Source organism: Streptomyces sp. ADI95-17 (assembly GCF_003846175.1).
GTDB classification, from domain to species: domain Bacteria; phylum Actinomycetota; class Actinomycetes; order Streptomycetales; family Streptomycetaceae; genus Streptomyces; species Streptomyces sanglieri.
Genome location: NZ_ML123047.1, coordinates 393069 through 418886, shown reverse-complemented (window position 1 = coordinate 418886; position 25818 = coordinate 393069). Strand labels below are relative to the sequence as shown.

Annotated in this window: 25 protein-coding genes and 2 pseudogenes; 10 read left to right on the top strand and 17 right to left on the bottom strand. The window is 71.0% G+C overall.

Annotated features, from left to right (window positions below):
• From EES42_RS44790 to EES42_RS20875, 4 genes and pseudogenes are all read right to left on the bottom strand, one after another.
• Positions 1 to 227, bottom strand: a pseudogene (locus tag EES42_RS44790) (hypothetical protein); the annotation flags it as partial.
• Entirely contained in the window at positions 224 to 2293 is a 2070-nt protein-coding gene (locus EES42_RS20885) for an AAA family ATPase (protein ID WP_241196491.1), read from the bottom strand. The pseudogene EES42_RS44790 and the gene EES42_RS20885, both read right to left, overlap by 4 nt.
• A gap of 59 nt (positions 2294 to 2352) precedes the next feature.
• Positions 2353 to 4029, bottom strand: coding sequence for a hypothetical protein (locus tag EES42_RS20880; protein WP_124719765.1), 1677 nt, complete (start codon positions 4027 to 4029; stop codon positions 2353 to 2355).
• Complete coding sequence (locus tag EES42_RS20875; RefSeq protein ID WP_124719764.1) at positions 4026 to 6392, bottom strand: protein kinase domain-containing protein; 2367 nt, start codon at positions 6390 to 6392, stop codon at positions 4026 to 4028. Before EES42_RS20875 ends, EES42_RS20880 begins: the two co-directional genes overlap by 4 nt.
• A gap of 119 nt (positions 6393 to 6511) precedes the next feature.
• Between EES42_RS20875 and EES42_RS20870 the strand changes: the two genes are divergently transcribed.
• Entirely contained in the window at positions 6512 to 7789 is a 1278-nt protein-coding gene (locus EES42_RS20870) for a macro domain-containing protein (protein WP_241196490.1), read from the top strand.
• Here EES42_RS20870 and EES42_RS20865 read toward each other — a convergent pair.
• Positions 7764 to 8468, bottom strand: coding sequence for a 4Fe-4S single cluster domain-containing protein (locus EES42_RS20865; RefSeq protein ID WP_124719763.1), 705 nt, complete (start codon positions 8466 to 8468; stop codon positions 7764 to 7766). The two genes, EES42_RS20870 and EES42_RS20865, sit on opposite strands and share 26 nt — an antisense overlap.
• 427 nt (positions 8469 to 8895) lie before the next feature.
• Between EES42_RS20865 and EES42_RS20860 the strand changes: the two genes are divergently transcribed.
• The 3 genes from EES42_RS20860 (at position 8896) to EES42_RS20850 (ending at position 12255) form a co-directional block, all read left to right on the top strand.
• Positions 8896 to 9627, top strand: a complete 732-nt coding sequence (locus EES42_RS20860) for a hypothetical protein (RefSeq protein WP_124719762.1) — start codon at positions 8896 to 8898, stop codon at positions 9625 to 9627.
• A 164-nt stretch (positions 9628 to 9791) separates the two neighbouring features.
• Complete coding sequence (locus EES42_RS20855; protein WP_164495279.1) at positions 9792 to 10580, top strand: hypothetical protein; 789 nt, start codon at positions 9792 to 9794, stop codon at positions 10578 to 10580.
• Positions 10555 to 12255, top strand: coding sequence for a proline-rich domain-containing protein (locus EES42_RS20850; RefSeq protein ID WP_124719760.1), 1701 nt, complete (start codon positions 10555 to 10557; stop codon positions 12253 to 12255). The genes EES42_RS20855 and EES42_RS20850 overlap by 26 nt, the downstream gene beginning before the upstream one ends.
• 57 nt (positions 12256 to 12312) lie before the next feature.
• Here the strand turns inward: EES42_RS20850 and EES42_RS20845 are convergent, their stop codons facing one another.
• From EES42_RS20845 to EES42_RS20835, 3 genes are all read right to left on the bottom strand, one after another.
• Positions 12313 to 12738 carry a universal stress protein gene (locus EES42_RS20845; protein WP_124719759.1) on the bottom strand — a complete coding sequence of 142 codons (426 nt, stop codon included), beginning with the start codon at positions 12736 to 12738 and terminating at the stop codon, positions 12313 to 12315.
• Positions 12739 to 12858: 120 nt separating this feature from the next.
• The gene (locus tag EES42_RS20840) at positions 12859 to 13530 is read right to left on the bottom strand and encodes an FMN reductase (protein WP_124719758.1); all 672 of its coding nucleotides are present in this window, start codon (positions 13528 to 13530) and stop codon (positions 12859 to 12861) included.
• A 5-nt stretch (positions 13531 to 13535) separates the two neighbouring features.
• On the bottom strand, positions 13536 to 14660 hold the full coding sequence (locus EES42_RS20835) for an LLM class flavin-dependent oxidoreductase (protein ID WP_124719757.1): 1125 nt from the start codon (positions 14658 to 14660) through the stop codon (positions 13536 to 13538).
• Between the two features lie 166 nt (positions 14661 to 14826).
• Between EES42_RS20835 and EES42_RS44785 the strand changes: the two genes are divergently transcribed.
• From EES42_RS44785 to EES42_RS20815, 4 genes are all read left to right on the top strand, one after another.
• A complete protein-coding gene (locus tag EES42_RS44785; protein ID WP_164495278.1) occupies positions 14827 to 14964 on the top strand; it encodes a DUF6126 family protein in 138 nt (45 codons plus the stop codon).
• Between the two features lie 229 nt (positions 14965 to 15193).
• The gene (locus EES42_RS20825) at positions 15194 to 15592 is read left to right on the top strand and encodes a VOC family protein (protein WP_124719755.1); all 399 of its coding nucleotides are present in this window, start codon (positions 15194 to 15196) and stop codon (positions 15590 to 15592) included.
• 55 nt (positions 15593 to 15647) lie between these two features.
• A complete protein-coding gene (locus EES42_RS20820) occupies positions 15648 to 16787 on the top strand; it encodes a Fic family protein (RefSeq protein WP_124719754.1) in 1140 nt (379 codons plus the stop codon).
• 230 nt (positions 16788 to 17017) lie between these two features.
• Complete coding sequence (locus EES42_RS20815; protein WP_241196489.1) at positions 17018 to 17821, top strand: thioesterase family protein; 804 nt, start codon at positions 17018 to 17020, stop codon at positions 17819 to 17821.
• Positions 17822 to 17953: 132 nt separating this feature from the next.
• On the opposite strand, the gene EES42_RS20810 is transcribed toward EES42_RS20815, so the two are convergent.
• From EES42_RS20810 to EES42_RS20765, 9 genes and pseudogenes are all read right to left on the bottom strand, one after another.
• Entirely contained in the window at positions 17954 to 18712 is a 759-nt protein-coding gene (locus EES42_RS20810) for a hypothetical protein (RefSeq protein ID WP_124719752.1), read from the bottom strand.
• A 591-nt stretch (positions 18713 to 19303) separates the two neighbouring features.
• A complete protein-coding gene (locus EES42_RS20800) occupies positions 19304 to 19759 on the bottom strand; it encodes a hypothetical protein (RefSeq protein WP_124719750.1) in 456 nt (151 codons plus the stop codon).
• 87 nt (positions 19760 to 19846) lie between these two features.
• Complete coding sequence (locus EES42_RS20795) at positions 19847 to 20689, bottom strand: helix-turn-helix domain-containing protein (protein WP_124719749.1); 843 nt, start codon at positions 20687 to 20689, stop codon at positions 19847 to 19849.
• Positions 20686 to 21222 carry a DUF6879 family protein gene (locus EES42_RS20790; protein WP_124719748.1) on the bottom strand — a complete coding sequence of 179 codons (537 nt, stop codon included), beginning with the start codon at positions 21220 to 21222 and terminating at the stop codon, positions 20686 to 20688. Before EES42_RS20790 ends, EES42_RS20795 begins: the two co-directional genes overlap by 4 nt.
• Positions 21223 to 21228: 6 nt before the next feature.
• A complete protein-coding gene (locus tag EES42_RS20785; RefSeq protein WP_124719747.1) occupies positions 21229 to 21438 on the bottom strand; it encodes a hypothetical protein in 210 nt (69 codons plus the stop codon).
• A gap of 259 nt (positions 21439 to 21697) precedes the next feature.
• Positions 21698 to 22219, bottom strand: a pseudogene (locus tag EES42_RS20780) (DUF6879 family protein).
• Positions 22191 to 22472 (bottom strand): hypothetical protein, encoded by a 282-nt coding sequence (locus tag EES42_RS20775; protein WP_164495277.1) that lies wholly within the window; start codon positions 22470 to 22472, stop codon positions 22191 to 22193. Before EES42_RS20775 ends, EES42_RS20780 begins: the two are co-directional and overlap by 29 nt.
• Positions 22473 to 22517: 45 nt before the next feature.
• Positions 22518 to 22727 (bottom strand): DUF397 domain-containing protein, encoded by a 210-nt coding sequence (locus tag EES42_RS20770; RefSeq protein ID WP_124719746.1) that lies wholly within the window; start codon positions 22725 to 22727, stop codon positions 22518 to 22520.
• Positions 22728 to 22742: 15 nt separating this feature from the next.
• Positions 22743 to 23606 (bottom strand): helix-turn-helix domain-containing protein, encoded by an 864-nt coding sequence (locus EES42_RS20765; protein ID WP_206433525.1) that lies wholly within the window; start codon positions 23604 to 23606, stop codon positions 22743 to 22745.
• Between the two features lie 555 nt (positions 23607 to 24161).
• On the opposite strand from EES42_RS20765, the gene EES42_RS20755 reads away from it, so the two are divergent.
• Together EES42_RS20755 and trpS are read left to right on the top strand one after the other, a co-directional pair.
• Positions 24162 to 24545 (top strand): ATP-binding protein, encoded by a 384-nt coding sequence (locus EES42_RS20755; RefSeq protein ID WP_124720156.1) that lies wholly within the window; start codon positions 24162 to 24164, stop codon positions 24543 to 24545.
• Between the two features lie 176 nt (positions 24546 to 24721).
• Positions 24722 to 25768, top strand: coding sequence for a tryptophan--tRNA ligase (trpS, locus tag EES42_RS20750; RefSeq protein WP_124719745.1), 1047 nt, complete (start codon positions 24722 to 24724; stop codon positions 25766 to 25768).
• The last annotated feature ends 50 nt before the right edge of the window (positions 25769 to 25818 follow it).

The following is a 25818-nucleotide window of genomic DNA, read 5'->3' as shown; positions in this document are numbered from 1 at the left end:
CCCCCGCCCCCGCCCCCGCCGCCGATCCGGGCCAGGCAGCGTGGACAGCGCGGCGTACCGGGCGGCACGAGAGCCGCACAGCCGGGGCAGCGCACCCCGGCGGCGGTGTCCGGGGGCGGCGGGAGCGGTCCGCGCACCTCCTCGTCCAGGACGGGTTCCCAGTCGTCGTCGTACCCGTCGTACCCGTCGTCCCGGTCCCCGCCGGTGCCCCGGACCGGTGCGGTCATCGCTGACCCGGCACGAAGCCGGGGGACGCGTCGATGCGGATCTCCACCCGGCCGTCGTCGCGCTCGTGGACCTCCCGCACCGACACGGTCCAGCCCGCGCCGATCGCCGGGTCGGCGAACAGGGCGCGGGCCAGCGGGTTGATCAGGTGCGTCTCCAGCGTCATGCCGATGCCCCGGCCGCCGTTCCACTGGTCGTGGGTGCAGTACTCGGTCAGCTGGGCCCGGGCGTGCGGGGAGAGTTCGAGGGCGATGCTGTGTTCGGCCAGCAGCTGGCGCCGGATGTTGTCGATCTGGAGCTTCATGATCCGTTCGGCCACCTCGCGGGAGATGAAGTCGAAGACCACCACATTGCCGCCGAGCCGGTTCATCAGCTCGGGCCGGCCGATGACGTGCTCGAAGTGACGCTTCACGTTCAGCCGCACGGTCCGGGCCAGTTCCCGGTACGGGGTTCCCGGACGGACGATCCACTCCCGTTCCTCGGTCTGCGGGTCGGTGCGCTGCACCCCCAGATTGGAGGTGAAGATCAGCACGCACTCGCTGAAGTACGTGGTGACGCCCTGCCCGTCGGTGAGCCTGCCGTCCTCCAGCACCTGGAGGAACTTGTCGAGCACTCCCTTGTCGGCCTTCTCGATCTCGTCGAACAGGATCACCCGGAACGGATTGCCCCGCACCGCGGTCGTCAGCTCTCCGCCCGCCTCGTACCCCACGTACCCGGGCGGGGCTCCCACCAGGCGGTCCGCCGAGTGCGAGGAGGAGAACTCGCTCATGTCGAACCGCAGGTACGCCTGGTCGCTGTCGAACAGCACCGAGGCGACGGCTTTCGCCAGCTCGGTCTTGCCCGTGCCGGTGGGGCCCGCGAAGAACAGCACGCCGCGCGGCCGGTGGCCCGGGTTGGTGGCCTGGGAGCCCGAGAGCCCCATCGCGGCCCGTTTGAGGATGTCCAGCGTCATGGAGACGGCTGCCTCCTGCCCGATCACCCGCTCCGGAACGGTGCGCTCGCCCGCGATGATCCGCTGCCGGATCTCGTCGCGACGCCACGGGTTCTTCTCCACCCCCAGCCGGTACATCCGCACCGCGTCGGGCATGGCGGAGAACGGAATGCCCCGGGAGAGGGCCAGGTCGAGGGACTGCCGCATGGCCCGCAGCGGCAGCCCGGTGGACGCCCGTGCGAAGGCGTCCACCGGGTCCTTGCCCGCCGCCTCGCGGGCGGTGCGGTGACCGTCGTCGTCCGGTCCGGTGTGCTCGTGCCGCAGGAGCGCGGCCATCCGCCGGCGCTCGTCGGCGTCCGGGTCGGGCACCGCGATGGTGCGGATGCGTTCGCTCCCGGAGACCAGCCAGTTCGGCAGGTCCCGTTCGCCCTCGGTGAGCCAGATGACCGGGTTGAACAGCGGCGCGGCGCCGCGGCTCGCGGAGCGCGACAGCACACCCGGCGGCAGCGGGACCGGCGCGGCCAGCTCGGCGAGCTTGAGGCAGGCCACGAAGAAGTCGCGTTCGGAATCGGTGAGCCGGGTGACATCGGTGGTGAGCCGGGCGGCGTGCTCGACGAGCAGGGCGACCCGGAGCGGCTCCAGCGGCCTGCCGTTGCCGTGGCCGGCGCGCCGGTACTCGGCCCAGCCCGTGACGATGCCGTGGAGCAGCGGCTCGGTCTCCATGAGGACCGGCGCGCGGTGCTGGTCCCGGCCGCCGGACCGCCGGGTGGCGTGCAGCAGTTCCTCGACCGCCGGTTGTTCGGGGCCCGTGACGACGCGGAAGCCCCGGATCTGGTCGTAGCGGATCAGCGCCTGGTACCCCAGCCCGCGCAGGGCGTTCCAGATCACCTCCACCAACGGGTGGTGGGCGTCCCGGGACCGGTGACGCACCAGGTGGAGGTCCTGGATGTTGCCGTGCAGGACGTACTGGGAGTGCACGCCCAGCGTGCCCGTCAGCTCCTCGACGAACAGCGGCACCGCACGGTCCGGCCCGGGCCGGTCCGTGTCGTCCCGGACCTTGGCGAACCGGTCGCCGTGGTCCGGGCGGTGCGTACGGTCCTCGTGGAGCCGGGTGTCCTCGGTGCCGTGGGTGTCCACGCGCTTCCTCCGCATCCTCGATCGTGTTCACGTTGCCCGCGGCGGGGCGCCGGCCCGGGTCAGCGGCCGTCGGTCCGCACCGTGCGGTGACCGGGCCGGTCGTCGCTCCGGCGCCGGTGCTCCTCGCGCGCCTTCCCGGACGGTTCCGGCCGCCGTGCGCCCGCGGTGTCCTCGTCGAGGACGAGTACGCCCTCCTCGCCCCGGGTTCCGGGTACGGTGCCGCTCTCCTCGAAGGCGAAGTCCAGCTCGACGCCGAGCCGTTGTGCGATGCCCCGCAGCTGTTCCAGGTGGCCGTCGGCCTCGTGGCACCGTTCGTCGTCCAGGGCGAGCGCGGCGGCGTCACGCGCACCGGGCGCCTCGCGGCGCATGGTGGCCACCCGCGCGTGCTCGCCGTCCAGGGCGATGCGCAGCCAGTGCTCGGCGCCCCAGCCCGGTGGCGTCCAGTCGAAACGGACGAGCCGGCCGTGCGGGTGCGACGAGTCGGCCGTGCGGCCGTCGAAGCGGTCCGTGCCGGAGATCGCGAGCCGCAGCATCCGTTCGACGTACCGGCGCTCCAGCTCCGCCAGCCGCTCCGACACCCGGTCGTCCACCTGCCGCTGCTCGTGGGGTTCCAGCCGGCGGCCCTCGTCGAGCACCCGGCGCAGCAGCGCGGTCTCGGCGGGGACCGGCGGCAGCGGGTCCGTGCCCTGCGGGGCCGTGGTCTCCAGGAAGTCGAGTTGTGCGGCGGCCCGTTCCTCGGCGGCCCGGCGGGCCCGGACGGCACGGTTGGTGGCGGCGACGAAGCGGCGTGCCTCGCGCAGGTGGGTACGGGCCTTGAGCGGGCGGGTCGCGGCGGCGGCGAGCGCGTGCCGCACCGCGGCCGCGGCCGGTTCGGCGTCCTCGGCCGTGGCGGCCACGTCGAGCCGGGCGAGCAGCTCGGCCCCGATCCGTACGGCGTCCTCGTGCCGCAGTTCCTCGGCGGCGGGCGGCTGCGGCAGGGCCTCGTCCGCCCGGCGTGCCACGGAGGGGTCCGCGTCCCGCGCGGCGTCCGGCCGTGACCGGTGCTCGTGCAGCACCGAGGCGCGCCGGGCCCGCAGTTCACGCTGCCAGGCGTCGTCCTGCGGACCGGTGAAGGCGTTCCGGTTCTCCCGCAGGACCCATTCGGCGTGCGCGGCCTCGGCGTGACGCATCCGCTCGTCCAGCACGGCCAGCCGCTCACGCAGCCGGGCCAGTGGCATGCCCACCGGGGCGAGGGGCCCGGGGAGGCCGGGAACCGGCGGCGGTGGAGTGCCGGGCGGGGCCGTCCGGGCGGCCCGCCGTACCCGTGCGAGCAGCGCCGCCCGCCGTGCGTTCGCCCGGGTGGCGGCGAAGGCGGCGGCCTCCCACTGCCGGGCCGCGGTGGCGGACGCCTCCTGCCGGCGTTCGAGACACGCCTGTTCCTCGGCGGCCCGTACGGCCGCCGCCGCGAGCACCTGGGTGGTGACGAGGGCGGCCCGTCCGGCCAGCAGCGCTCCGCTGAGCGCTCCCAGGGCGACGGCCGCCGGGGCGAGGAGCTCGTGCAGACCCTGGGCCGCCGCGTCGGTCATGTGCCCGGCGGCCTGGTGGACCGCGTCCGCGACCCCCGGCACATGGGCGACATCGGGGTGCGCGAAGGTCTGGGCGTGCGAGACGAGATCGCCGACCGGCTGGGCGGCCGGCGCGTAGTCGACCGCGGGGAGCACCTCGCCGATCGCGGGCAGGGCGGTTCCTACGCTCATCGGTCTCCTCCACGTGGCGGCGGACGGTGCGTCCGGTACAGGGGTGCCGGGCCCGCGGGCACGGTGTTCCGCGGGCGGCCGGTGCGGTCCGCGGCCCGCCGGGCGCGCAGCCGGCTCAGCTCCAGACGCCAGGAGACCGCGCGGTGCACCGTCCAGACGGCGAGTGCCACGACGGTGCCGATCGGCCAGACCCAGGGGGCGACGGTGACCGCGTAGATCCCCAGGGCCACCACCCCGGCCAGCAGCGCGGCCGACGGCAGCAGGGTGCGCAGGCCGCGGGACCGGGCGAACCGGGCGGGGCGTTCCGACGTGGCGATCAGCCGCCCGGCGAGCGACCGCCGGGGGTGGTAGTGGGGCGGGCCGATGAACGCGGCGGCGGACAGCTCCAGGGCGAACACCGCGGCGGCGGCGGGCAGGGCCTGCGCCCAGGCGAGTACCACCGCCTGCTGGGATGCGCGCCCGAGGACATCGGCGAGGCCGATCACGAACCCCCACGGCACGGTGGCCAGTGTGGCGCCGAGCAGCGCCCAGCCCAGCATCGCCGGGCGCTCCAGCCGGCGCAGCCAGACAAGGGTGGCGTCCCGGTCGGCGGCCAGCAGCCGGGCGGCCTCCGCCTCGGCCCGCTCCGTGTGGCGTGCCCTGGCCTCGTCGGTGGCGACGCCGGCCAGCAGCCGGGCGGCGATCAGCCGCAGGGTGTCGTCAGGATCGGCGACGAGCCGGGTGTACCAGTCGACGGGCGCGGCCAGGCCGGCCCGCACCGTGCCGGCCCCCCTTGTCAGTTCCGCCGTGAACCGCCCCGGTTCGTGGGCGAGGCGCAGCAGCATCGCGTCGACGGTGTCGGTGCGGCGCAGCCGGGCACGTGCGGAGCCGCGGTCGCGGGGGCCGCCGCGCGACAGGATCTCGTCCGTCGTCGGCCGCCAGGCGGCCCGGTGCTCCTGCCACCGCCGGTGGACCTCGTCGAGTCCCGCGCCGCCCGGACGTTCGGCGAGCAGGGGCAGCAGCTCGTGCCGGAGGAGATCGGCCAGCACCGCGCGGGCCTCGGTGTCGCCGTCCGCGACCGCCTCGGCCAGCTGCCGGATGCCCAGGGTGTCGAGGGGTACCCCGTGGTGGGACACCTCCAGCCGGGGGCCCAGCCAGTTGATCAGCCGTGTGACGGTCCGGGTGTCCGGTGGTTCGGCGAGTTCCGTGCGCAGGGCGACGAGCTGCTCGTTCTCCTCGGAGCCGCGGCCCGGAGAGTCGACGAACTGGCCCAGCCACTCCACCAGTTCGGCCCGTCCGCTCCGGCGGGCCAGCAGCCGTGCGGTGGCCCGGCGGTTGACGTCCAGGAGGCGGGCCAGCTCCTCGGCGCCGGTGACCTCCCGGCCCATGAAGGGGAAGGGGAGCAGTGTGCGCCGGGGCGGGAGGTCGCGCAGTGCGGCGCCGGAGGTGCGGGGCGCGACCGGCGGGGTCTCCCCCCGCAGCCAGGCCGCCACCTGCTCGCCGCCCCAGCGGTGCTCGGGGGCGCGGGTGAGCAGTCCCTGACAGAGCGTCAGCAGTCGGGGGTCGGTGACCAGGGGGAGTTCGGGGTCGTGGGTGGCGACCTCGGTCAGCACCTCCTCGTCGCCGCGGAAGTCGATCGGGTGGCTGCCGCCGGCCAGTTCGGCGACGACCATGCCGAGCGACCACCAGTCGACGGCGGGGGTCACCGCCTGCCGGTGCGGGGCCGCCTCCGGCGCCAGGTAGAGCGGTTTGCCCACCCAGTCGCGCCGGTGCGGCCGGTCGTGCTGCGGCTCGTGCACCGCGGCGCCGAAGTCGATCAGCACCAGTTCGGGACGGTCCTCGTTCTGGATCCGCACCATGATGTTGTCGGGTGTCACGTCGCGGTGCACGATGTCCCGCGCGTGCACCGCGACCAGCGCCGCGTGGAGCTGTTCCACGACGGCCCGGACCAGGGCGGGCGGCAGCGGCCCGGGACGGTCGGCCCGGTAGCGGGCGAGGTCGGTCTCGCCGTACGAGAGGGTCAGGTCGTAGGGGTGGCCGTCGGCGGTGCCGCTCTCCAGCAGCCCGGCGACCGGTCCGCCCGGTCCGCCCGGCCCTTCGGCGAGGATGCGGCGGACGCCGGGGTCGGGGCCGAACCGGTGGTGGTACCACTTCAGTACGAGGGGGACGTCGGCGGACGCGTGCCGGGCTTCCCGGTCCTTGACCCGCAACACCACGGCCTGGGAGGGCCGTTGGACGCTGCTCAGCACCTGGGTGAGGTCGAAGCGTCCGTCCAGCGCGGCCGGCACCCGGTCCAGCCCCCTGCGGGTCTCCGCGTCGCGCGGATCACGGTGGCCGGTCCCGGCCTCGTCGGCCTCCACTTCCGTGGGCGGCGGAACAGTCATGCGGCATCCCCTCCGGTGACGGGGCCGGGCCGGGCGGCGACGGTGGCCGTGCCGCCCGGCCGGACAAGGTTGTGGCGACGCACTCCCATGCGCGGACGGGCGGGCATATCGTGTCGGCCATGAGCCAGGAGACCCATCCCTCCTCGTCCGCTCCAGAGCCCCTCGGGCCCATGTCCCCGGAGACACCGCCCACTTCCGGCACGGCGGGGCCTCTCGGCGAGCCGCCCCGTGCCGGAGGCCGGGCGCTCCTGCCGCTGCCCGGTGCCGAACGGCTGGCCGCGGAGCTGCGGGCCCTGCGCCGACCGGGTCTGTCCGGCCTGCGCACCCTGCGGCCCGAGGCCCTGATAAGAGTGGCGGTCGCCGCAGGCCTGTGCGGGGGTTCCGGCGACGAGGCCGCCGGAGTGGAGATGCTGCTGAAGGCCGGGGTACGGCATCTCGGCGGCCGTACCCTCTCCGCCGACGGCACCCGGGGCGACCCCCTCGCCAGGGCGGCGGCCCACACCTTCGGGCTGCTGCCGGACTGGCGCGGTGTTTCGGGCCAGGAACGCCGCAAGGCCGCGGCGGCCGTCTACGGCGTCACGTCCGAGCGCTTCCGCAAGAGCCAGGAGCAGGAGGTCATCGCGGAACTGGCGCTCGCGGTACTGACGGTGGCCCGGTCGGCCATCACCGGACCGCCCGCGCCGGTCCCGGCCGGGGGACCGGAAGAGGCGGCCCCGTCCGTACGGACACCGGACCCGGTGCCCGACCCGCCGACCCGGCTGACCGGACCACCGCTGCCGGCCGCCGCCGTGCACCGTGTCACCGTGCACGTCGCGTCGATCGAACTGCTGCGGGACATCGACATCCTGGTGTCCTCGGAGAACATCTACCTGGAGATGTCCAAGACGTTCCGCTCCACCGTGTCCGGATCGCTGCGCAGAGCGGCCGCGATACGTGACGAGGCCGGTGAGACGGTCGACGACGTCCTCGCCCGTGAACTGGTCGAGTGGATGCGGGCACACGGCCGGTCCGGGCTCCCGGTGCGCCCCGGCACCGTGGTCCCGACCTCGCCGGGAGCCCTCGCACAGCGCGGTGTGCGCCGCATCCACCACGCGGCCGTCGCTTCCCCCACGAGCGACGGACACGGCTATCGGGTCGATCCGCACGTCCTCGCGGAGGCGGTCTCGGCCAGCTTCCGACTGGCCCGCGCGGAACGCGACAGGTACGACCCGCCGCTCTCCTCGCTCTGCTTCCCGCTGCTCGGCGCGGGGCACGGACTGCCCCCGGAGAAGGCGGCGCGCTGGCTGTGCTGGGCCGTCCACGAGGAGCTGAGCCGCGATCCGTCCTGGACGGTGCACCTGGTGGCCCAGCGCCCCGAGCTGGCGAAACTGCTCACGGCCGCCAGCTCCGCTCCCTGAGTCGTAGCCCACGCTCTCTCAACCACCTTTCGAAATACAGGAGTTCGCCTCTGCGCGGTACGCCGAGGAGCCGTACCGAGAGGGGTCCGGCCGGTCCGTCGGACGCCTGGGCCGACTCCACGACGATCTGTACCGCCGGTCCGTCCGCCTCCCGGTCCAGATGCGGCGCGTACCGGACCCGGCCGAGGCCGGTGCGCGGCGTCAGCCGCTGGTTCGCCGAGCCGCGCCACACCAGCCCGGTCGGTTCGGCGACCCGGAAGCGTCCGGTCACCACCGCGTCCGCGGACGCCAGGGCGGTACGCCGGGAGGTGTCCAGCTCGGACTCCTCGTAGCCGGTGTAGACCAGCAGGTCGGCGGGGAGCCCGTCGTCGGTCGTACCGGGGCGGGTCCACGCGGTACGCAGCCGGGCGGCGCCCCGGAGCAGCTCCGCCAGGGCCGCGGGCTGGGCGAGCGGTTCGCCACCGCTCACCGTCATGCCCGCCGCACCGCGGTCGAGCGCGGACCGCCACAGCTCCAACAGCGCCTCCACGTCCATGGATTCACCGGACTCGGCGTCCCAGGTGTGCCGTGACATGCAACCGGGGCACGCCAGTGGACAGCCCTGGAGCCAGATGCCCAGCCGCCGGCCCGGCCCCAGCGTGTCCAGCGGGAAGTGCGTCCCGCTGACCCTGATCCGCATCCGCCCTCCCCCTTCCTGCTTCCTGCTTCCTGCCGGGCCGTCCGCTGCGGCGGCGCCGAGCGGGCGCCGGAGACGTCCTCGAATTCGAGTATCGAGGCAGGGGCCGGGCCGCGGCACATTTCTTCCGGTGGATTTCCGGGCGTTTCCGGGTGGGTTCCGGTTGCTTCCCGGGCCGATTCCGGATGTGTTCCGGGAAATGCCCGAAGCGCTGAATGCGCGGTCGAAAGGGCGGGGATTTCCCCTGTCCGGTCGGCTACGCTCCGTTCCCCGATTCGACTTCGGGGCCCTTCCGGCGAACGTGCCAGGAGCGGGTGCGGTGGGTGCGGAGGACCGAACCCGCGCCGTGCGAAAGGGGCCGCCGGAGCGCGCTCGAACGGAGAAATGGCGGTTGCCGGAAGGCGGCTGCACGGGGGAAGGGGATTCCGCCATGAGAATCGACACGAATCGTTTCAGTAGTTCGGCCCGCTATGCCTGGCGCGGCCGGATCACCGCATTCCACGACAGGTACCAGGGACGGAAGGACGCGCCCGGCCTGCGGGCCCGGCTCGTTTCGCCCACCCACCCGGACGCCCTGCTGCGGGACGCCGCCGATCCGTATCCGGAACTGCTGACGCCCCATGTGCTGGGGATACGGGCGAGTGCGTCGCGCGGGGCCGACCAGTTGCGCTCGCGGCTGCTGCACGACGAGCGCGAGCTGTGCGCGCGGATCCACGCCGAGTCCGTGCGGGTGGTCACCCAGTACGAAGTGCGGCAGGCCCCCGCGCCGGCCGCCCTCGCCCGGTACGGCGAACTCATCGGTGTGTGGCGGGCCGCGGCGGGGGTGTGCCGGGGCCGGGCCGCCGTCCTGACCCATGAGGCGAACCAGCGGCTCGCCCACTACTGGGCGGCCGTCCTGACGAGCCTTCGGCCGCTGCCGCAGGAGCCGTTCCCGATGGATCACCCGCACCGGCTGCCCGGCCACATCGCTCTCGACGAGTCCTGGCAGCACACCGACGACTGGCTCCGGGTGGACGGCGGGCTGTGGCCCGCCCCGGTCCGGGGCCGGACCGATCACCCGGTGACCCGCGCGCTGGCCATCCTCGACGAGCAGCCCGTGCGGGGCGAGGCCCCCGGTACACCGCGCGGGGCGGCGACGGGCCCGGGGTGGGGGCACGGATGACCCGCCCGACCCCGGCCGTCGTACCGGCACGAATGACCCGCCCGACCCTGCCCCTCGCATCCGCGCGGCCGGTCACCACCGGATCGGCCCTCGCATCCGCGCGGCCGGTCACCACCGGCGACGTACAGCAGACCGTGAACCTTCGTACGAACACGGAGAAAGCCATGAACGTTCCCCACCCGCCCGGCCGTCCGCCCGTGACCGGTCTGCCGCGCCGGTACCGCCGCTTCCTGCGCGCCGTCCCGGCCCTGGCGCTCGCCGCGTCGCTCGCGGCCGTCGCCGGCTGTTCCTCGTCCGCCGAGGCCGACGATCTCCGCACGCCGTGCGGGCTGGTCGTCGACGGTTCGGGTTCCGGAGCGGCCGGCGGCCGGGGCTTCGACGCCGAGGCCAAGCTCAAGGCCACACTCGTCCCCTTCCTGACCGAACGGCACTGCGGCACGCTGTCGTTCGCCCCGGTCACCCGCTCTTCGCAGACCTCCTCCTGCCGGGTCGGGGACGTCGATCTCAACCCGCCGGGGGACGAGATGTCCGACCGCGACAGCATGCGCAGGTCGGCGCGGCTCCGGGCGGCCCAGGGCGCGCTCGCCATGCTGAAGTGCGCCCGCACGCAAGGGGGTTCGGACGTGATCGGGGCCCTGGCGCGAATCGGTGACGCCGTGCCGTCCGGCAAGGGGACGCCGAGCCTGCTGGTGGTGAGCGACTTCGAGCAGGCCGACAAGGAGTTCACGCTCAGGGTGCGCGAGATCGCGACGGAGGAGAGCCGGGAGCGGGCCGTCGACACCCTGCTCGGCGACCGGGGTGTACCGGGAATCGCCGGGATGGACGTCTACCCCGTCGGCTACGGCATGAGCCACGACGCGAAGCCGAGCGAGTACCGGCCGTTCGACGCGTTCTGGTCCGAGATCCTGACCGGGAGGGCGAAGGCGCATGTCCACGACGACTACCGGAAGTGACCCCGGGGAGCCGCGCCGCCGGCGGCTCAGGGCTCCGGGGCCGCTGCGTGCCGGGACCGGACGCCGGGACGCGGACCGCCGGGCGGCGGAACCGGAGGCGGGGCCCCGGCGCCGCCCGCTGGTACTGACGGACCGGCAGCAGCGCCGTCTGATCGAGGGTGCCCGCAAGCGTGGTGCCGGGGCGGTCGTGGGCCGCGGGCGGTTCGCCGTGCGCGGCAGGGCCGCCCGGTCGGGCGCGCTCGACCCCTGGGTGCTCGGCAGCAGCGGCCGGGTGCCCTATTTCGCCGAACTCGCCTCCGTACGCGACATGTTGCAGGAGCAGCTGTGGGAGCAGGCGGCGGACGTGGAGGAGGCGGAGCTGCTGCGGGACGATCGCGCCAGGTCGGACGTGGAGGCGGCCGAGGTGGAGAGCCGGCTGCGGGACGAGCTGTTGCGGGAGGCCGACGGCCAGGTCCGGTCGTCCTGGCGCCAGTTGAACCGGCTCGCGGCCCGGGCGGTGCGGTGGGAAAGGTTCCGGGACAGTGTCCGGGAGCGGGTCGAACTCCGCTGGATCCAGGCCAGGTTCCCCGACGCGGAGGCCGGTGGGGACAGTGGTGCGCTCTCCCGCCCGGACGGGGCACCGCCAGGGGGCCGGGCCGGCCAGGACCCCGACGGGCGGCGCGGGCCCGCGACGGTGCCGGGCGACGGCCCGGACGGCGGCCCGGCCGACGACGACTGGCAGTCGATCGACCCCACCGGGGAGCCGGACACCGACCGGCCGCCCGCCGGCCGGGGCTCCGCTCCGGGGGAGGAGCCGGAGCCGCAGCCCCTGGGCGGCCTGGTCCCGCCTCCCGACCCGGGCTGGGAGGGCATGCCCGAACGTCCGGGCATGCCCGCGTGGCTGACCTGGGCCATGCTCCTGGCCATCGCGGCGGTCGAGGTCCCGATCTACTGGATCGCCTTCCAGCCCTTCCACGGCAAGGGCAGCAAGGGCAGCGACGTTCTGTCCGGCACCCTGGCGATCTCCACCGCCGTGCTGATGGTGCTCCTGCCGCACCTCGCGGGGCGGACCGTGCGCAGCCGCGCGGCGACCGGATCCATCAAGGCCGCCGTCCTTCCGGCGCTGGCCCTCATGGGGGTCTGGGGATTCTCCAGCTGGGCCCTGGGCGATCTGCGGGCCAGGCTGGTGCTCCAGCACCCCGATGCCGTCGACGGCTCGCAGAGTGTCCGTGATTTCAACGGTGCGGAGAGCCTCGACGTACAGCGGACGCTGGCGGACAACCTCCATCTGACCCAGGAGACCGTCACCTGGATGTTCGTGGCCCTGCTCTTCCTGTCCGGCGGCATCGGCTTCCTGCTGGGGCTGCTCAGGGAGCACCCCTACGTGGACGCGTACCGTGCGGCGCTGGAACGCCGGGCCAACAGGTTCCGGCAGCGGGAGGAGGCCCGTGTCGCCGGCGACCGGGCCCGCTCACTCACCCGGACGGCACAGGAACGTTCGGCCCAGCGCCGGGAGGCCGTGGACGCCCGGGTCCGGGCCACGGACAATCTGTACGAGGCGGCGGCCCATGCCTTTCTGGAGGGGGCGATGGAGCGATCGAGTGATCCCGCGGTGACCGAGGCGGCGATGAAGCTCTCCGCCACCTGGCCGCTGCTGCCGCGCCGTCCCCGGCCCCCGGTCCGCCCGGGCCCGTGACGCGGGAGCGGGCCCGCACAGGTCGTGCGGGCCCGCCCTCGTCTCATGCCCGGTCGATCACGCGTCGCGTACGACCGTCACCGGGCACGGTGCGTGCTGGGTGACGTGGAGGCTGACCGAGCCGAGCAGGGTCGCCTTGAAGCCGCTGTAGCCGCGCGCCCCCACCACGAGCAGGTTCGCCCCCTTGGCGCGGTCCAGCAGGGACTGGGCCGGGTTGCCGATCACCACGATCTTGCTGACCGCCGCGGCGCCCTCGGCGCCCAGGGCCTCCTCCAGCGTCTCGGTGAGGGCCACGGTCGCCAGGGCCTGCGGGTCGAAGTCCTCCGGCATGCCGGGCATCATCGACGCCCAGCTCGTCGCGGGGTACTCCCAGCTGTTGACCGCCTCCACCGTGTCACCGGTCAGCTCCGCCTGGCGTACGGCCCAGTGCAGCGCCTTGACCGACGACTCGGAGCCGTCCACGCCCACCACGATCCTGCCCATCTCTGCCTCCAGCTCGGTTCGGCTCAGTGCGCAGAGGCGCCGTACGTGCTGAAAACCCCGCACGGCGCATCTTTCTCTCCAACCCTAATCAAACCGGACAAGGCTTCGAACGGCAGGTCCTCAGTCCAGGCGGAGATCGGCGAGCTGCTGCTCGAACGGCACCACCTCGTCGTCCAGCCCGAGGGTCCGCCGCGCCCCGGACGTCGCACGGCCGCCCGTGACCATGGCCGCGAGCTCGCCGCCCGCCCGCCGGATGCGGGACGGCAGCCCGTCGGTGTACTCGTCGCCGGACGAGCCCCAGTCCTCCGAGGCCGCGTACACGGACGTCGGTACGACGGTGGCCCGCAGATAGGCGAAGAGCGGGCGCATCGCGTGCTCCAGGACCAGTGAGTGGCGGGCGGTGCCGCCGGTCGCCGCTATGACGACGGGCTTGCCGGTCAGCGCGGTGTTGTCGATCAGGTCGAAGAACGACTTGAACAGCCCGCTGTACGAGGCGGTGAACACGGGTGAGACGGCGATCAGGCCGTCCGCCTCCGTCACCTCCTTGATCGCCCCGTCCAGGGCGGCCGGCGGGAACCCGGTGACCAGGTGGTTGGCGATGTCGACGGCCAGGTCGCGCAGTTCGATCACCCGGACCTCGACCGCGCGGTCCTGCTCGGCCAGCAGCCGCTCGCGGGCGGCGCCGGCCAGCCGCTCGGCCAGCAGCCGGGTCGAGGACGGGCTGCTCAGCCCGGCCGACACGGCGACGATGCGCAGCGGTTCGGTCGCGAAAACACCGGACGTGGTGGACACGTTGGTCAGGCCTCCTTCGTGGCGGCAGTGGCGGCAGTGGCGGCAGTGGTGGCAGTGGTGGTGCGGGCGGCGACGGCCGGGTGGACGGGCGCGGAGTCCGGGACCCCGGCCGGGCGCAGCGCGGCGAACTCCTTGCGCAGCACCGGGACGACCTCCTCGCCGAGGATGTCGAGCTGCTCCAGGACCGTCTTCAGCGGCAGTCCCGCGTGGTCCATCAGGAACAGCTGGCGCTGGTAGTCACCGACGGCGTCCCGGAAGGACAGGGTCCGCTCGATGACCTCCTGCGGGGAGCCGACGGTCAGCGGGGTCTGCTGGGTGAAGTCCTCCATCGAGGGCCCGTGCCCGTAGACCGGCGCGTTGTCGAAGTACGGGCGGAACTCCCGTACCGCGTCCTGCGAGTTCTTCCGCATGAACACCTGGCCGCCGAGGCCGACGATGGCCTGTTCGGCGGTGCCGTGCCCGTAGTGCGCGTACCGCTGCCGGTACAGGTTCACCATCTTCTTGGTGTGCTCGATGGGCCAGAAGATGTTGTTGTGGAAGAAGCCGTCGCCGTAGTACGCGGCCTGCTCGGCGATCTCCGGCGAGCGGATCGAGCCGTGCCAGACGAACGGCGGAACGCCGTCCAGCGGGCGCGGGGTCGCGGTGAAGGACTGCAGCGGCGTACGGAACTTGCCCTCCCAGTCGACGACGTCCTCGCGCCACAGCTTGTGCAGCAGGGCGTAGTTCTCGATGGCGAGCGGGATGCCCTGCCGGATGTCCTTGCCGAACCAGGGGTAGACCGGACCGGTGTTGCCGCGGCCCATCATCAGGTCGACGCGGCCGTCCGCGAGGTGCTGGAGCGTCGCGTAGTCCTCGGCGATCTTCACCGGGTCGTTGGTGGTGATCAGTGTGGTGGACGTGGACAGGATCAGGTTCTCGGTGCGGGCGGCGATGTAGCCGAGCGTGGTCGTCGGCGAGGAGGGCACGAACGGCGGGTTGTGGTGCTCACCGGTGGCGAAGACGTCCAGGCCGACCTCCTCCGCCTTCTGCGCGATGGCGATGGTGGCCTTGATCCGCTCGTGCTCGCTCGGCGTCCGGCCGGTCGTCGGGTCGGTGGTGACATCCCCGACGGTGAAGATCCCGAACTGCATGGCGCCCGCCTCCAGAAACCTAGTTTTGTTGAACGTTGAACTATTTGAACACACCCTACAACGGAGCACCACCCCGGCCTATTCCACGGGGCCGCTCCCGGGCGGTGCGTACCCTGGACGGGACCCGCGGGACCGGACACGGCCCGCGCCCGACGGAGGCAGGACTGTGAGCGAGGGAAGCGAGAGCGAGCGCTGGAAGGAGCGCGGCGTCGCGCTGCGCGTATTCGTCTACGTCTTCGCCACGCACCTCTTCGCGGGCTTCATCTGGATCCTGTTCTACGTCGGCGAGCACGCCAAGAAGTGAAGTGAGCGGGGCGGGGACACGGGCGGCACCGCACAGGAACGCCCGGACGCGGTGCTCGCGGCGGACGGCGTCCGGCACGCCCTGTTCGCCCCGGCCGGGGACGCCCGCGTAGGCCGGGCGACGGAGACGCGGCCCGTCCCGGGACCGATGCGGGCCGGCACCCCGCACGCCTACGCTGCGGGGCCCGGGCGCGCAGCGGGCGTGCCCGCCGCCAGGCAGGAGCCCCGCCGTGCCGTTCACCGGACAGACCCATATCCGCATCGCCCGGCCGTCCCGCGACCTGGCAGCCGCCGAACGCTTCTGGGTGCACGGCCTCGGCCTGGACGTGCTGTGGCGCGCCGGGGCGGAACGGGCGCCCGGCACCCATGACCTCCTGATGGTGGGGCACCCGGACGCCCCCTGGCACCTGGAACTCGTCCACGGCGGCGAACCCCACCCCACCGAGGAGGACCTGCTCGTCCTCTACCTGGACGGGCCCGTGCCGGCGGAGACGGTGGACCGTCTGGAGGAACACGGCGGCAAGCGGGTCGAGTCGCCGAACCCGTACTGGAACGAGTGGGGCGTCACCGTGGAGGACCCGGACGGATACCGGCTTGTCCTGTGCCGACGCGGGTGGAGCAATTCCTGACAGCGCGGCGAGGGTGCAGCTCGATGGAACGATAGTCACTGGGTATCATTGCGCCATGCTGTATGAGATGCCGCGCCTGGATTCGTCCGACCTTCGGGTCCTGGAGCAGATCAACGCCCTGCGCGAACAGCTGCGGAACGCGGTGCAGCAGGCTCCGATGAAGTGGACTCTCGATCTGCGCAAGGCCCTGACGGCCAGTGCCATCGCGGCGTCCAACACGATCGAGGGCTACCGCGTCGATGCCGTGGACGTCGCCGACCTGATGGATGGCGAGCGCGAGGTCGAGGCCAGTGACGAGAACAAGGCGGAGACGCTGGCCTACCAACAGGCCATGACGTATATCCAGTCACTGCACGATGTGACCGACTTCCGATACAGCAAGGAACTTCTCAACAGCCTGCACTGGATGCTCCAGGGGCATCACCACCCCCGCAAGCTCGCCGGGCAGTGGCGCAGGACCTCGATCCGCATCACCGCGCCGGGAGACGAGCTCGCCACCGATTACGAGGGCCCTGAGCAGGATCGGGTTCCCGGGCTCATGAGCGAGCTCGTGGACTGGCTCAACGAAGGCGACCTGGACAGTCATGTGCTGCTCCGCGCTGCCATGGCCCATCTGAACCTGGTGAAGATCCACCCATGGTCCGACGGCAACGGCCGTATGTCCCGCTCGCTGCAGACCCTTCTCATCGCACGCGGTGGTGTGCTCGCCCCCGAGTTCTCCTCGATCGAGGAATGGCTGGGTATGCCGGGTAACACCTGGGAGTACTACAAGGTGCTGCGAGAGGTCGGAGGACCGGTCTGGTCGCCGGAGCGCCACACCATGCCCTGGATCAGATTCAACCTGCTCGCCTACCACCAGCAGACCCAGCGCGTGCAACGCCGTGTCGACCGTTCCAACGACTGCTGGGTGCAACTGATGGAGGAGGCAGGCACACACGGAGTCACGGAGCGGCAGGTCACCGCGCTGCACGAGGTGGCCATGGTCGGCCGGGTGCGGCGCAGCCGCTACGAGAAGGCAGAGTCGATCAACACACAGCAGGCCACGCGCGATCTGCAGGCACTCACCAAGGCGCAGCTGCTGACGGCCGTGGGCCGGACAAAAGGCCGCCACTACGTGGCCGGACCGCGGTTCCCGGAACGGGTACTGGCCACGGCGCACCGGCGGCACACCATCAGCGATCCGTACGCCCTGTGATCACACCTCCATGGAGGCGACGTAGTCGGCCGGGAACAGGGTCCCCAGATCCCCTCGACGTACTTCAGCCGATCCGCTCGTCCACGCTGTGCTGCACGCGGACAATCCGTCGTCCTGCCCTACCGCCTGTGCGTGAGATCACGGTGCCCGGCGAGGGCTGCGCTCCCTACGATGCGTGGTAGATGCAGCTGTCCCGTGCATCACCTGCCCTGTTCAAGGAGACGGATCCCGTGACCACAGGCGTCGCCGAGCGCGAGAGCTACTACGAGCGGACGGGCGAACACTCCTACAAACCAACGGCTCACGCCGGGGGCGCGTGGAGCACCGACGAACAGCACTTCAGCCCGCTGGCCGGGCTCGTCGCGCACACCCTCGAACGGCACCTCGCGACGCGGCCGGGGAATCTCGTGATCGCCAGGATCAGCTACGACATCCTCGGCCGCATCGCCCTCGACGAGTGCGAGATCACCGTCGAGACCGTTCGTCCCGGCCGGACCATCGAACTCCTCGAAGCGACCGTGACCATCGGCGGCCGCCCGGTCGTCCGCGCCCGTGCCTGGCTGCTGGCGTCCCTGGACACCTCCGCCGTCGCCGACAGCCCCCACGAGCGGCTCCCCGCCCCCGAGGAACTCACTCCCTGGGCAATGAGCGAGAGGTGGGACGGAGGCTTCGTCTCGTCCATCGACGTCCGTCGAACGCCTCCGCTCCGCAAGGGACGCACGGCGGCCTGGGCGTCCTCGCCCGTCGACCTGGTCGCCGGCGAGCCGATCGGCTCCCTCGCCTCGTACATCGCGCTGGTGGACATCGCGAACGGCATCGCCGTCCAGCAGGATCCCACCGCGTGGATGTTCCCGAACCTGGACCTGACGATCCATCTGCACAGGCAGCCGGAAGGACCGTGGACCGGACTGGACACCACCACCACTTTCGGCCCGTCGGGACAGGGACTCACCAGCAGCGTCCTGCACGACCTCCGAGGACCCGTCGGCCATGCCGAACAGACCCTCACCGTCCGCCCGCTGCCCGGTGACTGAACCGCCGCTCATGGCCGTCACGCGGCGAGGCGCCTCTTCCGGCAGGCCCTGACACCGCCGCCGCAGCGCCGGCTCGCGTACCGAGGACGAGCCGGCGTTGCCGAGATGCCGCCGGAGGGCGTATCGCCTCTGTCAGCTGTCGCCGGTGATCTCCTCGACCTTGCGGTACAGCGCGGCCTTCATGTCCGCCATACGGGCCGGGTCAGGGCGTGGATGAACCCAGCGGTTCCGGTGGAAGACCGTTCGCGGCATCGGGGCGCTCCGCAGGAATTCGCTGAACGCCCCGTCCGCCCAAGGTGGCACCCACGCCCCGGACCGGCAGACGAAGACGAGATCGAACGCCACGGCCGGGGGCGTGCCGTCGTCGATGGCCATCGTCACCGGAACGAGCGGGGTCTCCGGTGGCCGGGCCAGTGACTCGCGCCAGGGCGGGAAGTGGACATGGAGATCGGAGCCCGCCCACGCATGAGCGAGCATCCAGTTCTCGCACCGGATGCCGTCGCCGGATTCCTTCCAGGCGTCGAAGCTGTCGTGGTTCGTCCGGTACCCGGCATCGTGGTGGGCGTCGTACAGGTGGACCGCATGCCAGGCAGAAGCTTGTGCACCGAGGTCGGACGGCCAGAGGTGGGCGGCCCATGCGTTGCTGTCGGCGTACGTGAGGGACGTGCCGGGAGCGAAGGTGAAGCGATCCCAGAAGCCCTGCCATCCCTCCACCTGCGGCAGATCGATTCCCGCAGACCGGAAGTCCCGGAGCCTGGCCTCCCAGACGGTCTCCGTGTGGAACTCGTCCTCGGCCACCAGCCAGTTGAAAAGTTCATCGTGCGGGCCCCGAGGGCCACCCGAGGCCGGGGTGGGAAAGAAGAAATCCCAGTCGACGACCAGGAGATTCATGCGCGGAGTCTCTTTCGAGCGGGTGAGGCCCCGGCCGGAACCGGGGACCTGCTCCCACTGTTCTCGGGGCGGTGACCGACGGTTGCCGGTGATCAGTGGCCCGGAGAGCCGCTCCCCCCGTTGCCGTCGCCGTCCTCGATGTCGGTGTCGTCCGCCCCGTGGCCCCCGTTGTCCCCGCCCATACGGTTGCCTGGCGCGTCAGTGCTTCTCTGAAGGTCAACGCTGTCGCCTCCTCAAGTCACCAGGACAGGGCGGATTCCCTGCCCTGCCGTGCACTTGCAGCCCGCCCCCGGACGGTCTTGCCGGACATTCCCGGGGGCGGGACCTCGGCCGTTCCTGCTGGCGGCGCGGGGGCTGCCTGCGAGGACGGATTCCTGGAAGGAATTCACTCCGGGTGGCTGTCGCGGCAGCTGATGCAGCAACGGGGAAACCACTGGACGGTGGTGCCGAAGACGGCGATCTCGCGTGCGCCCAAGTTCACGGCGGTGCGCACCGACAGAGCTGCTGAGCACCAAACGCAGTGCACGCCGCGCCGCTGTTCCCGGGAGAGTGTGGCTACGGGCGGCAATTCGCCGGAGCTTTGGAGATCTGTCATCCGAAAGCCCCTGCGGGCAGGCGCGAACACGCTGCTCGGACACCGAAGGCAGCGCCGAGCTCGGCGGGATCGGTCAGCCGCCCCGCACCGTCGGGCTTCTCCAGCCAGCCAAGCCCATCGATGTACCGCTCGGCCGGTGGGCATCGCAGTGGCTGGCCTTCGGGGCGGACGCGCAGCCCGGGGATGCCCGCGAGGAGGGCTTCCGCGTGCGGTGGTGCCAGCCACCACGCGAGGTCCTCGCCGGGACGGACGAGGAGGGGGCCGAGCCGGTCGGGGGCGATGTGCTGCAACGCGTGGACGGAGCGCATCAGGTCTGCTTCGACAGCGACCCAGCGTCGCTCGGCGCGAATGAGGGCGAGACCGTCGGTTGCCCACGTGCGGTGTACCTGTACGGGGTCGGAGGCGCAGGAAGCCAGCCAGTCCGAGCCCGGATTGCGTGTGCGAGGGGCCATGACCAGCACCGTACGGAGGCTGAATGTGGAGTTGTGGGCCAGTTGCGGCAGATTGCGCAAGGTGTCATGACGGTTGGGGTTTGTTGCCTACGTGGGGCTGAGGTGGGCGCGTGCACGTCCAATGAGGCGGTGCGCTTGGTGGCCGAACACGGCAGAGTTCCGAATCTGGTCCCAGAGCTTCACGTAGAACGCGATCTCCTCGGAGGAGTCGAGCCACACTTCGGCATTCCAGGTATCGGCGATGACTAGGCGCTCGTCGATGATCCAGAAGCCGTGTTTGGGTGAGAACGGGGTGCGTACACCAAGCGGCACGATGCCGATGGTGACCGTGTCCATGCCGATAAGGCCGGCCAACCGGCCAAGTTGCGCAATCATGCTCTCCGGCGAGCAGCGCACGACGTGCAGGGCGCCTTCCCATATAAGAGCGTGGAAGTGATGGCCCGGCTGGTAGAGCGCCTCCTGGCGCTTCATGCGGGCGCGCACGCCTTCTTCGACGTCGCTCGGTGAGCCAATTCGGTTGGACACATCCGTCAGTACGCCACGCGCGTAGTCGGGGGTCTGGAAGATCCCAGGAATGATTCCCGACTCGAAGAGATGGACGGTCTCCGCTTCCATTTCTTGAACGGCGTTGGCTTCCTGGAGTGCACGGTGACCGCCGGCAAGCTGCCGTCTCCAACTGCGGTACGTGGTCTCCAGACCGCGCAACCGTCCCCTGAGTTCCCCTGAAGCCTCGTGGGCCCCTGCCGCACGAGCCCACGCCTCCAGATCGGTGGTGGTGGCAGTCTGTTTCCCGTTCTCCAGCCGTGACACCTTGGACCGCTGCCAGCCAAGTGCCTCGGCGAACTCCTTGCCGTTCAGCCCTGCCTCGGTGCGCAGCTCACGAAGCCCCGCACCGAGGGTCTCGCGGGCCTGTTGAAAATCGGTGCTCACACAGTTGAAGCTACCTGTGTCACGAATTCCGTGCGCGGGATCGCGCGATGCCAGGCCGCGTCTCGCACCTGGCAGAACGCGAGGATGCGTGCCGGGTCCTCGACCAGCTCGGTTCCGAGCAGCCTGTCCTGCTCGTCGAAGTGCAGGACCAGGGCGCGGCGTGAGTCGAACAGCCAGAAGTCCACGTCAGGGAGGTCCAGTTCGCTGGCATCCGCACGCCACAGGTTGCGAATGTCCTCTCCCGCAGCGTTGTTCCGTGCCGCACTGGCCAGAAGGAACAACTGATCCTCGGTCGGCGGAGAGTCGACGATGCGTACGCGCTCGATCCGCTTGCCCTGCTCGGTCTGGAGGCGGATGTTCGCGCACCATGGGCTGTTCGTGCTGTCCAGCAGTTCCTCGCCGGACAGGAACTGCTGGTACCTCTCCGAAGTCCGGTCGGAGTCATAGCCTCGACGGGTTTCCAACCGCCACGCCGTGTGCTCGAAGCCGGTGAAGTAGTCGCCGAACGTCTCGTCGTCGATGAACAGCGTCACTGGGTTCTACTCCTTGGGGCCGAAGCGGGTGAGCAGGTCGCGTGGGACAACGACGAACGACTCCCCGTCAAGAATATTGGCGAGCTGGGCAACGTCCTCGGGGTCGTCGACGGTGTAGCCCTGAACGATGATGTCGCCGGTCTGCATGTCTTCGTACAGCGTGGGGCACTTTCCTTCCTCGGACGTTGTGCCGAGCATGCGGAGCTGTCGGGCCATGACGTCTCTCCCTGAAGTGCAACCGATGGGGCCTTCAGCATGCTTGGGATCGCTGCGGGGTGCTGGACGATTGCGCAGGATTGCCCGTGCCTGGTCACTCTGAATCGCTGTTGCGTGCAACCAGGAGCTGCTCGTGGACCGAGAGGTCCGGCGACGCGGGAGGCCCGTGTCCTTCCTGATCTCCCGAAGCCGGTCCGCTACGACTTTTCGGGCTTTCCGATCGATGAGGGGGACGCGGGCCTGCCTGGGTGCGGTCTTGTCAGATCCCGTACTCCTCATGGGGCGTGGCGCGTTCCCAGACAGCGTCGAACGCCGCCGCGCAGAACTTCGCCACGTCCTCCCGTTCGTCCATCTCCGGGCCCGCTGAGGCTCCTTCGCCCGTGAAGTGATTCCACATGATCAGGCGCTCATCGAAAAGCCAGAAGTCATTGCCTGGCAAGGCGAGGTCCGAAGCCTTGCGGCGAGGCAACCACCGGACCAACTCGCCAGCAGCAACGTTCTGATAGGTGCAGGCGTGTTCGTACCTGATGTAGGCGCTCGCGGGCTCGGAGACCACGCGGGCGCGACGAAACGAGACCCCCCGCGCTGTCGCGTCGCTCACCCATGTATGGAATTCGTTCCACCACGTGGCCGGCTCGGGTTCGGGGCGCCAACCGTTGCGTCACTTGTCGAACTCGGCCTCCTCCTCCCCGATCCCGTACGAATCGCGCAGTTCGAGGTGCACGGCCGAATGGCGTGTGTTGGCCAGCAGGTCAGCGAACGCCAAGTTGGTCTGCGACATCACATGCCTTCCTCAGTGCGGGCACCATGCGGATCGGTACACGCACCACTGCTTCCGTGGCCGGGATGGGCCCGGCTTCACGGCACTGGTCCAACAGCGCCTGCCCGGCGTTCCAGCCCTGGATGACGATCTCTTCCGCTTCGTCGTCGACCCACGCGGTGGGGCACTGAGCTCCGTTGGTGTTGGGGTCTTTCGCGATGAACCGTAGTGCCGTGATCGTCGCCGCCTTCTCACGGGTTCCGATTGGTTCCACGAGCGTAGATACGCGGAGGGCGGCGTCAAGAGCGCGTTCCGGACGTCAGGCGCTGCGGTAGAAGGAGTTGGCCTTCACCGCAGTCAGGAACGCTGACCAGCTGCGGTCGCGGAAAACGAGCAAGGGGCCGCGATCGCTCTTGCTGTCCCGCACGGGCGTGACCTCCTGGATACCGTCGCAGACCTCAAGGCACTGTCCGTTGCCGCTGCTGTAGCTGCTCTTTCGCCATATGAGCTGCGTGGGATCGTGCTGCACTCTCAACACCTGCTCTCAATCTCTCGCTTCTGCCACTCTAGCCAGCAGGCCAGCACTGTCGTTCGGCCCCAGGGCTACTGCTTGAAGATGTTCGAACATCGACTTGTAGCGTCGCATTTCCGCTTCGGACTCCAGGAAGAGATCTCCGGCCGGTGTGTCCACGTAGACCAGCTCCGGGTCTACGGGATCCGGGAAATCCATGTGGACGAAGTTGCCCGTCATACCCGCGTGGGCGCCCTTCTCGAACGGGATCACCTGGATCGTGACGTTGGGCTCTTCTGCCATCTGGAGCAGGTGCCTGGCCTGTGTTCGCATCACCTCGCGTCCGCCGACGAGGCGTCGCACCGCGGCTTCGTCCACGATGGCCCAGAGCTGGAGCGGGTCCTCCTTGGTGAGCAGTGCTTGCCGCTCCACACGAGCCTGTACACGTTGTTCCACCTCCTTCCTGCTGGCGGTCGGCAACACGCCCCTGACGACCGCGCGGGCGTAGGACTCCGTCTGGGCGAGTCCAGGGATGAAGAGGGACTCGTAGTTGCGGATGGTGCGAGCTTCGCTTTCGAAGCCGATATAGGCGGTGTACTCCTCGGGCAACTCCGAGTGGTACGGACGTAGCCAGCCCTGGTCGTTGGAGCCGTTCTGGACTGCCAGAAGATCGGCGCGTTGCGCTTCGTTCGCCGCATACAGATCCAGAAGGGCGACCAGAGTCCGCTTCTGCGGTCGGGCGCGCGCCTTCTCGACGCGGTAGAGGGTCGCCTCGTTGATCCCTGTCGCCTTGGCCACGTCTTCGCGCGTCAGGTCTGCTGCGGCTCGGAGCCGGCGCAGTTCGGCGGCCAGGCGGCGGAGCCTCACGGTGGGCGGTCGTTGTCGCTTCTCCGGCACGCTGCGTCCCTTCGCTGCCTGGGTGGTACCCGCGAGTGTGGATGGTCACTGCGCGACGCCTCAAGTCACCTCGAACGCATGGTAGTAGTACGCAATCCTTGCATTTTTAGCGTGGGCAAGAGCATGCTGAACGCGCAGTCACCCTCTGTGGCGCGGTGATCACAGCAGGGTCGTTGGGGTGGTTTGTGCTGCCTCAGCAAGGACCCCCGCGACCGTCCTACCGGTCCGGGGGCATGGCCAACGCTTGCGAAGGAGCGTCAACGTGTTGAACCTTATCGTCCGATTTCTCGGATCACTCCGGTGCCTCTTAACCCGACGTCCGCGCGGGGAACAGCGGGGAAGTGGGCTCGTGCGGCCCTGTTTCCCGGTCCGTCCGAGGTCGCAACTGAGCTTTCAGAAAGCTGAGTTCGCCCGCTGGGAGCGTGCCGAGAACCGGTTCCGGCGGGAGCGGCGGCGGGCGTGGTGGCTGGCTCAGCAGGGGATCGAGGCGGGGCCGAGCCCGGTTCTCGGTGGGGTGGTGGGCCGGTGAGTGGGGCGGCGGACCGCGCTGTCGTGATGCGTTGGAGTCGGCACCCGCGTTGCGTATCGCTGGCCCGGGCGGAGTTGCGTTCCGCGCTCGCGGGGTGGGGGCTCTCGGAGTGGGAGGAGTCCGCCGTGCTCGTGCTGTCGGAGTTGCTGACCAATGCGGGGCGGCATGCCCGGGTCTCGCCGGGGCGGGAGATCGAGACCCGGTTCTGGCCGCTGGGCGACGGGGTGCGGATCGAGGTGCACGATGCCTCGGACGCGCCGCCGGAGGCGCGCGAGCCGGAGCCCGGTGCGTGTGGCGGGCGGGGGCTCGTGCTGGTGGGTGCGTTGGCGGACCGGTGGGGGTACGGGGCGCGGCGCGGGCCGGGAAAGGTCGTGTGGGCGGAGTTCGGTTCGGTTACGCTCGGGTCATGACCTCCGTACTGTGCCGAAACTGGTGGCGCTCCTTCTAGGAGCGGCCGCCTCCCTCTGCACGGAATCAGGGCCGTTCGATATGGACGGCCCTTTTCGTTGCCCTCGTACGGGTACGGATGCCGGTGGTCACGGCGGGCCGTCCTCCACGCAACCACCATCGCGAGGAGAGAGACCCAATGAGCACAGCGACTGCCACAGCCGCAGCCACCGCGACCACCGCCGACCTGGAAGCGCGGATCAGGCAGGCCCCGGAGAAGTTCCGGGTGATGACCGGGGACCGGCCCACCGGGCCCCTGCACCTCGGGCACTACTTCGGCACGCTCCACAACCGGGTGCGGCTCCAGGAGCTCGGGGTGGATGTGTTCGTGATCATCGCGGACTACCAGGTGCTCACCGACCGGGACGTCGCCGACCGGCTCGGCGAGTACATGGAGGGGATGCTGCTGGACTACCTGGCCGTCGGGATCGACCCGGCACGCTCGACGGTCTTCAACCACAGCGCCGTACCCGCGCTCAATCAGCTGATGCTGCCGTTCCTGAGCCTGGTCTCCGTCGCCGAGCTGAACCGCAATCCCACCGTCAAGGACGAGATCGCGCACTCCCGGCAGTCGGCCGTCAGCGGGCTGATGTTCACGTATCCCGTGCACCAGGCCGCCGACATCCTGTTCTGCAAGGGGAACCTGGTGCCGGTCGGGCAGGACCAGTTGCCGCACCTAGAAGTCACACGGATTGTCGCCCGGCGCTTCAACGAGCGGTACGGGGCGGTCTTCCCGGAGCCGGACGCGCTGCTCTCCGACGCGCCGCTCCTGCTCGGCACCGACGGCACCAAGATGAGCAAGAGCCGGGGGAACTCCATCGCGCTGGGCGCCGACGCGGACGAGACCGCCCGGCTGATCAAGGGGGCGAGGACGGATGCCGAGCGGCACATCACGTACGACCCCGAGAACCGGCCCGGGGTGTCCTCGCTGGTGCTGCTGGCGGCGCTCTGTCTGGACCGGGACCCGCATGCCGTGGCCGAGGAGATCGGCGGGGGCGGTGCGGCCGTGCTCAAGCGGACCGTGACCGAGGCCGTCAACAGCCGGATGGCGCCGATCCGGGCCCGGCGGGCGGAGTACGCGCGGGACATGGGGTACGTACGGTCGGTGCTCCGCGCCGGGAACGAGCGCGCCAACGAGTTCGCGACGGCGACGCTGGACGAGGTGCGTGGGGTGATGGGGACGTGATCAGGATCGGTCTTTGACCTCGGGGTCCGGGCGAGCGGGCCGGGCCTGGT